General features: G+C 59.0%; 8 protein-coding genes. 7 read left to right on the forward strand and 1 reads right to left on the reverse strand.

All coding sequences use genetic code 11. The features are described from left to right. Nucleotides 1–6: 6 nt before the first annotated feature. From QPL96_RS01985 to QPL96_RS02010, 6 genes are all read left to right on the forward strand, one after another. Entirely contained in the window at nucleotides 7–684 is a 678-nt protein-coding gene (locus QPL96_RS01985; protein ID WP_303285211.1) for a GntR family transcriptional regulator, read from the forward strand. 438 nt (nucleotides 685–1122) lie between these two features. Continuing rightward, on the forward strand, nucleotides 1123–1392 hold the full coding sequence (locus tag QPL96_RS01990; RefSeq protein ID WP_303285212.1) for a ComEA family DNA-binding protein: 270 nt from the start codon (nucleotides 1123–1125) through the stop codon (nucleotides 1390–1392). A gap of 144 nt (nucleotides 1393–1536) precedes the next feature. Next, nucleotides 1537–2316, forward strand: coding sequence for a (Fe-S)-binding protein (locus QPL96_RS01995; protein WP_303285213.1), 780 nt, complete (start codon nucleotides 1537–1539; stop codon nucleotides 2314–2316). Further along, nucleotides 2313–3752: a LutB/LldF family L-lactate oxidation iron-sulfur protein gene (locus QPL96_RS02000; protein WP_303285215.1), complete on the forward strand. Its 1440-nt coding sequence runs from the start codon at nucleotides 2313–2315 to the stop codon at nucleotides 3750–3752. Before QPL96_RS01995 ends, QPL96_RS02000 begins: the two co-directional genes overlap by 4 nt. Continuing rightward, complete coding sequence (locus QPL96_RS02005; protein WP_303285217.1) at nucleotides 3749–4402, forward strand: lactate utilization protein; 654 nt, start codon at nucleotides 3749–3751, stop codon at nucleotides 4400–4402. The genes QPL96_RS02000 and QPL96_RS02005 overlap by 4 nt, the downstream gene beginning before the upstream one ends. After that, nucleotides 4399–5334 (forward strand): DMT family transporter, encoded by a 936-nt coding sequence (locus QPL96_RS02010; protein WP_303285219.1) that lies wholly within the window; start codon nucleotides 4399–4401, stop codon nucleotides 5332–5334. Before QPL96_RS02005 ends, QPL96_RS02010 begins: the two co-directional genes overlap by 4 nt. Before the next feature lie 12 nt (nucleotides 5335–5346). Here QPL96_RS02010 and gloA read toward each other — a convergent pair whose 3' ends face one another. Further along, nucleotides 5347–5889, reverse strand: coding sequence for a lactoylglutathione lyase (gloA, locus tag QPL96_RS02015; RefSeq protein ID WP_303285220.1), 543 nt, complete (start codon nucleotides 5887–5889; stop codon nucleotides 5347–5349). A 237-nt stretch (nucleotides 5890–6126) separates the two neighbouring features. On the opposite strand from gloA, the gene QPL96_RS02020 reads away from it, so the two are divergent. Continuing rightward, on the forward strand, nucleotides 6127–6786 hold the full coding sequence (locus QPL96_RS02020) for a GntR family transcriptional regulator (protein ID WP_303285221.1): 660 nt from the start codon (nucleotides 6127–6129) through the stop codon (nucleotides 6784–6786). Nucleotides 6787–7306 lie beyond the last annotated feature (520 nt).

A 7306-nucleotide genomic window follows, 5' to 3' on the forward strand; every position in this document is an offset into this window, starting at 1 on the left:
GAGTCCATGGCAGACAGGGTTTACGAAGCCCTGAAGGACGACATCTTTGAGTTCCGCCTGATCCCCGGTGACAAGTTCAGCGAGGGCGATGTGGGGGGGCGCCTGCATGCCAGCCGAACGCCGGTTCGGGAGGCGCTGTACCGATTACAGCGGGAGGGCTACGTGGAGGTGTTGTTCCGCAGTGGCTGGCAGGTAAAGCCATTTGATTTCCGGCAGGTGGAAGAACTGTATGACCTGCGGATTACCCTGGAACGTGCGGCCATGCACAAGATTTGCGGGCTGGATGAGGAACCCTCCGCAATCCGCATGCTGACCGCCATCTGGAACCCCGATCACCCATCGGAACGGGCAGTGGGCAGCACGGTTCGGGCGCTGGATGAGAGTTTTCACTGTGACCTGGTGGCCGCCGCTGGCAACCGGGAGATGACGCGGATTCACCGGGAGATCACCGACCGGCTGCGGATTATCCGGCGGCTGGATTTCACCCGGGATGATCGGGTAGATGCCACCTATGTGGAGCACGCCGAGATTCTGGAAGCGCTTAGAAACGGCATCGCCGGCGAGGCGGCGGATCGTTTGACCCACCATATCCGCGCCAGCCAGAGGGCCGTTCGGGAGATCACCATGGAGCGAATCCAGGAGGCGGCCGCGGCGCACCGGCACATTGAAAACGGGGTCAGATGAAAACGGGGTCAGATGAAAATTTCATCTGACCCCAAGTTCATTCGCCGGAATGCTTACAAAACTGTAAGACATATCGCACAATCTTCGGGGCGATTCTCCGATAGGTGCAAATTCCATCCCCGATAGAATAGGCGGTGTCAGGGAGGAGAAGTCGGCAAGGAATGTTGGCTCAGGGATGACAACTCCACGGATAAGGGGTTGCCCGCGGGATCAGGGCATGCAGGGATGACCACAAGGAAGACGCGTTCAGGAAGATGCGCACGCCTGAAGGAGCAGGCAGGGGTCAGCCACGGAATCGGGGATCACATGGAGCGTGGTCCCGTCCGTGCACTTTTCTGCCTACCAGACATTTCTGCATACCTTCTTACATTTCGCTTCTGCTGCTTTGCGCCCTGGCACAACACCAATAACGCAAATTAGCCTCAGGAGCTTACACCCATGAAACGCACACCGCTTTTCGCCACCCTCATTCTGCTGTTCAGCCTGGTAACCGGCTTTGCTTACGCCGAAGAAGCCGCCATCAACATCAACACCGCCGATGTAGCCACCCTGGCCAGCCTGAACGGTGTTGGCCAAAGCAAAGCCGAAGCCATCGTTGCCTACCGGGAAGCCAATGGCCCCTTCGCGGTGACCGCAGACCTTGCCAAGGTCAAAGGCATTGGCGAGCGCACTGTCGAGAAGAACGCAGAGCGTCTGACCGTCAAGTAATACCCCGGGCAGTGGCGCACGGCCACTGCCCTCTTTGCCTCCCCCGCCCTTCTCTTTGTCACTGCCCATAAAGTCGCCTGGCAACACAGCCTTCGCCACCCTATTATTGCTGAATAAAAAGTCAAAACAGACGAGCGTCGGCACATGGTTGATCCCATCAAGGTTTATCCGTCAAAACCCGCGAAGGTCTATTTCTACGGCACCTGCCTGGTGGACCTGATATACCCGGACGCGGGCATTGCCGGGGTGGAGCTTCTGGAGCGGGAAGGCATTGAAGTGCTATTTCCCCAGAACCAGACCTGTTGCGGCCAGCCCGCCTACACCTCGGGCTATCACGACCAGGCCCGTTCCGTTGCCAGGGCTCAACTGGATCTGTTCCCGGGCGACTGGCCCATTGTGGTGCCTTCCGGCTCCTGTGGCGGGATGATGCGCAAGCATTACCCGGCCCTGTTCAAAGACACCACAGACGAAGTGAAGGCCGCCGAGGTGGCTGGCCGGGTCTGGGAGCTGACGGATTTCCTGCTCAACGTTTGCCATATCAAGCTGGAAGATCTGGGCGAGCCCACCACCGTTGCCATGCACACGTCCTGCTCGGCCCGCCGTGAAATGGGCGTGGCGGAAGTCGGCCCCAAACTGCTGGGACAGCTAAAGAACGTGAATCTGGTGGAACAGATCCGACCGGAGGAGTGTTGCGGGTTCGGCGGCACCTTTGCGATTCGCCACCCGGAGATCTCCGGTGCCATGGTGAGCGAAAAAGTGGATACCCTGGTGGAAGCTGGCGCCAAACAGTTCGTCACCACCGACTGCGGCTGCCTGATGAACATCGCCGGCTACGCCGAAAAGAATCAGAAACCCCTCGAGGGCCAGCACATTCTCAGTTTCCTCTGGGCGCGAACCCGGGGCAAAGGGGGGCAGCAATCATGAGCGAGACAGCCGAGCATGCAGACCATCACATCGATGTAAAACAGTTCCACCCGCGCGCCCAGGCGGCCATTCATAACCCCAAGATCCGCAAGAACTTCCGCAGCGCCATGGACGGACTGATGGCCAAACGCAAAGCGGCGTTCGAGGGCTGGGACCTGGAAACCCTCCGGGATCTGGGCGCCAATGTTCGCCTACGGGCCCTGGCCAACCTGCCGGACCTGCTGGAGCAGTTGGAGAACAAGCTGACAGAGAATGGCATCAAGGTTCATTGGGCGGTGGACGGCGACGAGGCCTGCCGGATCGTGCGGGATATCTGCAAGGCCCGCGACGCCAAAACTGTTATCAAGGGCAAGTCCATGGTTTCCGAGGAAATGGAACTGAACCATTACCTGGAGGAACAGGGTATCGAAGCCCTGGAATCGGATCTGGGCGAATACATTGTGCAACTGGCCGGGGAGACGCCCTCGCACATCATCATGCCGGCCATTCACAAGAACACCGGCGAGATCTCCAAGCTGCTGCACGAGAAAACCGGTACCGATCTCTCCAACGATGTGGAATACCTCACCGCCAGCGCCCGCCAGCAGTTGCGGGAAAAGTTCATGAACGCGGATGTGGGAGTTTCGGGCGTCAACTTTGCGGTGGCGGAAACCGGCACCCTGTGCCTGGTGGAGAACGAAGGCAATGGCCGAATGACCACCACCGTGCCGCCGTGCCACATTGCCGTGACCGGCATCGAGAAAGTAGTGCCGGGCATGGAGGACGTATCCGCCCTGCTCGCCCTGCTGACACGCTCTGCCACGGGCCAGCACATCACCACTTATTTCAACATGATTTCCGGACCGCGCAAGGCAGAGGAACTGGACGGCCCCGAGGAAGTTCACCTGGTGCTGGTGGATAACGGCCGGTCGTCCATCTACCAGGACGACGAACTGCTGGACACCCTGCGCTGCATCCGCTGCGGTGCCTGCATGAACCACTGCCCCGTGTATACCCGCGTTGGCGGCCATGCTTATGGCACCACCTACCCGGGCCCTATCGGCAAGATTCTGATGCCGCACCTGATTGGCCTGGATGAGGGCCGTCACCTGCCCAGCGCCTCCAGCCTGTGCGGTGCCTGTGGCGAAGTCTGCCCGGTAAAAATCCCCATTCCGGATCTGCTGGTGCGTCTGCGCCAGGAATCTGTGGATGGCGACAGGCTGCACCCGGCTAAGGTGCGCGGCCATGGTGCTAAACGCAGCGCCATGGAAGCGATGATCTGGAAAGGCTGGGCCTGGATGCACGCCAGCCCGGGCGTTTACCGGTTTGGCACCGGTGTCGCCAGCAAACTGCGGGCGTTGCAGCCTGCCAGCGCCGGAGCCTGGACCAATTACCGCACGGCGCCAAAACTGGCCGCCAAAACCCTGCACCAGCGGATGAAGGAGCGTGGCCAATGAGCGCCCGGGAAACAATTCTGCAACGCCTGCGCAACCGGACCGGCGGAGAACTGACGGTACCGGAATGTGATTTTTCGGTACTCGAGAGGCCTGACTGGTCCACCACGGAGCGTGTCGAGCGGTTCGAGAAGATGATCGAGTCGGTGCATGGCGAGGTTCACCATTGCACCGAAGACAGCTGGATGGACCGACTCGCCGAAGTGCTTGCCACCCGTGGCGCCCGCAACCTGTTGGTTGCTAAAGCCCACGAGATTGGCCAGTCCCTGCGCAGCGCCCGCCGCAACGATCTGCCGGAACTGCTGATCTACGATGAGCCCATTGAAAGTTGGCAGGCCTATCTGTTCAATGAAGTGGATGCCAGTATCACCTCCACCCGCGGCGGCATTGCCGAGACCGGCTCACTGATCCTGTGGCCAACGGTGGACGAGCCACGACTGATGAGTCTGGTAGCGCCGGTACACATTGCCATCCTCAAAGCCTCGGAACTCTACACAACTTTCCACGAAGCCATGAAGGCCCAGAACTGGGCGGCTGGTATGCCGACCAATGCCCTGCTAATCTCTGGCCCCTCGAAAACCGCCGACATTGAGCAAACCCTTGCGTACGGTGTTCACGGTCCCAAAGAGCTGATTGTGCTGATGATTGAATGATCCGAGGCGCCCTGCTGATCGCCCTGGCCGCCCTGCTCTGGGCGACAACGGGTATTGTTGCGAAATTTCTGTTTATCGGCACTGACCTTCAGGCCATCACCCTGGGCTTTCTGAGGCTGGCGGTGGCGTTGCCGTTTTTCTGGCTGCTGATGCGGCGGGAGCAGGCACGGCTTGAGAAAGCCAATTCCGGCGCAAGGGTGCCCGGCAGTTCGCTGCGAAGCCTGACACCAAAAACCCTGCTTCCGCTGGCGGCATTGGGTCTTTTCCAGGCCTTTTACCAGGGCAGCTATCTGCTTGCGGTGGACCTCACCGGTGCCGGCATTGCCACTCTGATTGCCCTGTGTTTGCCGCCGGTACTGGTCGCCATTCTGGCGGCACCACTGCTGGGCGAAAAACCCGGGCTACTGACGATATTGTCCCTGATTGCCGCTATTGCGGGCACTGCCATGCTGGTGCTCAGTGATATGGACACCAGTGGCACACTTCGCCTTGCCGGCATTCTGATGGCGCTGCTGGCTGCTGTGGTGTACACCGGCTTTACCCTGGCCAGCCGTTACAGCTCGGCCGGCACCCCGGTATTTACCACTGCGTTTATCTGTTTCTTTACTGCGGCGTTGATCCTGTTGCCGGTGGTGGCAATCAGTGGCGGATTCGAGGGGCTGAAAAGCCTGGGATTGAAGCACTGGCTGATGGTGGGCTACATCGGCGTGGTGCCGACATGCATTGGCTATGTCAGTTTCTTCAGTGGCATGAAAACCACACCGGCGACGCTTTCCAGCATCATTGTCACTCTGGAACCCCTGTTCGTGGCTCTTCTGGCCTGGGTGTTCCTGGAGGAGATACTGGGGCCTATCGGCGTTACCGGCGCGCTGATTCTGACCGCGGCGGTGATTGTCGCATCCCGGTATGGCAGCAAGGCCGGCGCGGACTGAGGCGCATCAATCTTACTTGCGCTGCTTCTCAAGCATGTCCGGCTGCAGGATTTCGATCCAGTAGCCGTCCGGGTCCTTGATAAAGGCCAGGCCTTTCATCTTGCCGTCGTCCGGCTTTTTCACAAATTCAACATCGAGCCTTTCGAAGCGATCGCAGGCGGCGTACACGTCCGGCACGGCAACGCCGATGTGGCCGAAACCCCGGGGCTCGTCGTTGCCGTTGTGGTAGGCGAAATCGTTGTCGTCCTCGGTGCCCCAGTTGTGGGTCAGCTCGAGCATGGCTTCACGGCCGAAGGTATAGGTGGTGCGGTAGGCATCGTCGTGTGGCACCAGGGCGGCCTGGCGGTCGTCCAGGTAGCCGAGGAAATACAGAGTGAACTTCATTTCCGGGAAGTCCAGCTTGCGCACCAGGCGCATGCCCATCACCCGGGTGTAGAAGTCCATGGAGCGTTCGGGTTCCTTGATGCGCATCATGGTCTGGTTGAAGACATAGCCTTCGGTTTCGGGAACGGGGGCGTCATGCAGGCCGGGGGCCTGTTCGAAATGCTTGGGCATCTTGGCTTTCCCTTTTTTTTCGCAGGATTCGGGCATTATACCTGTGTGCGTTTCAGGGGGATTTCAAGTGTGGACAAAAGACCCGGGGTTCAAGAAGCCAACCGATGCTCCCCGCTGGATCAAGGTGTTGTCGCTATCATATTCAGAGGCTGTGATAAACTCATACACACAGACTCCCACTCCGGCCCGGCAACCTCAGAGACCGACCGGTTTTTACGACCTGTTCAGAGAGCCCTTATGGATTTTCAGGTGCCCAACACCCTGGCCGAGCAGATTGCCAATTACCTGGCAGAGCGGATCATGACCGGGCAGATTCGCCCGGGTGAGAGGATTCAGGAGGCCACCCTGGCCGGTGAGCTAAAGGTAAGCCGCGCTTCGGTGAAGGAAGCGCTGTATACCCTTGAGCGCTGGCATCTGGTGGAAATCACACCCCGCAAAGGCGCCTCGGCAACCCGGCTGGACGCCACGCACGCCTCCGAACTTTATGATGTGTATATGCATTTGCTGATGATGCTGGCGGCCCGGCTGTGTGAGCGCTGGCAGGAGGGCGATAAGCCCCGGATGCTGGAGGCGGTGGCCAAGGCTGTAGCGCAGATGAAGCGCCCGCCTACCAATATCACGGCGGTGGTGGAGGCGAGTTTTAATGTGATGGAGGCCTGCTGCGAGTTGGTTGACAATCCCTATCTTACGGAGGCTCTGTTAAACTTCAAACCGGCGGTTAGCCGTGCTTATTATCTCAGTGCTGATCGCTACCGCAGAGGTCTTGCTCAGACCAGTGAGTTTTTTGCCAATCTTCCGCAGGCGGTTCTGGCGCGGGACTCGGTTAAGGCGCAGGCTTTGATCCGGGAGTTTGCGGAGCACCAGAAGAGTCTCATCCAACAAGCTTTGACTTCCTAGTCCAAGTTTCGCCCTTCAACGTTTGGTGCTTGCAAAGCGGGCGGGAAGTCCTCCCAAAACACGCTGTGAATACATCCTTGTACGCTTGGCTCCGCCATCCATGGCTCCGCACAGTTTTGGGAGGACTTCCCGCCCGCTTTGCCCCATCCTCTCCAGTGGCCTCTCCGTGTGACAGAGCTCACGGATCTTTTTCGCGAAGCGACTTATCGTAACAGCCTGTAACAAGCCAATTTTTTGCTGCATAGGTTGTGCTGTCCCCCTGCGGCCAGGGAGTGTTTAACCCTCCCCGCTAAAAACAAGGTAACTATTCAGCTCACTTTTTCTCAAAAAGTGCTTGACAAGGTTTTTTCTCAAATCCCGGGAATTTCGGCCGCGCCCGGGACGTTGCGGTAAAGGGGCGCTCAAGTCGCCTGTCAACCCGTCAGTGGTGTTTTAAGCGGACAGACATCCCCGGGCAGGTCGCCAACAGGGAAAGTCCCGCACAAACCTGCTCAGGAGGGAAAATCCGGCCTGAAAAAGT

Source organism: Marinobacter sp. SS8-8, assembly GCF_030540945.1.
Lineage (GTDB): Bacteria > Pseudomonadota > Gammaproteobacteria > Pseudomonadales > Oleiphilaceae > Marinobacter.

Coding starts and splice junctions, on each gene's coding strand:
- QPL96_RS01985 (WP_303285211.1), top strand. CDS start 7: ATGGCAGACAGGGTTTACGAAGCCCTGAAGGACGACATCTTTGAGTTC.
- QPL96_RS01990 (WP_303285212.1), top strand. CDS start 1,123: ATGAAACGCACACCGCTTTTCGCCACCCTCATTCTGCTGTTCAGCCTG.
- QPL96_RS01995 (WP_303285213.1), top strand. CDS start 1,537: ATGGTTGATCCCATCAAGGTTTATCCGTCAAAACCCGCGAAGGTCTAT.
- QPL96_RS02000 (WP_303285215.1), top strand. CDS start 2,313: ATGAGCGAGACAGCCGAGCATGCAGACCATCACATCGATGTAAAACAG.
- QPL96_RS02005 (WP_303285217.1), top strand. CDS start 3,749: ATGAGCGCCCGGGAAACAATTCTGCAACGCCTGCGCAACCGGACCGGC.
- QPL96_RS02010 (WP_303285219.1), top strand. CDS start 4,399: ATGATCCGAGGCGCCCTGCTGATCGCCCTGGCCGCCCTGCTCTGGGCG.
- gloA (WP_303285220.1), bottom strand. CDS start 5,889: ATGCCCAAGCATTTCGAACAGGCCCCCGGCCTGCATGACGCCCCCGTT.
- QPL96_RS02020 (WP_303285221.1), top strand. CDS start 6,127: ATGGATTTTCAGGTGCCCAACACCCTGGCCGAGCAGATTGCCAATTAC.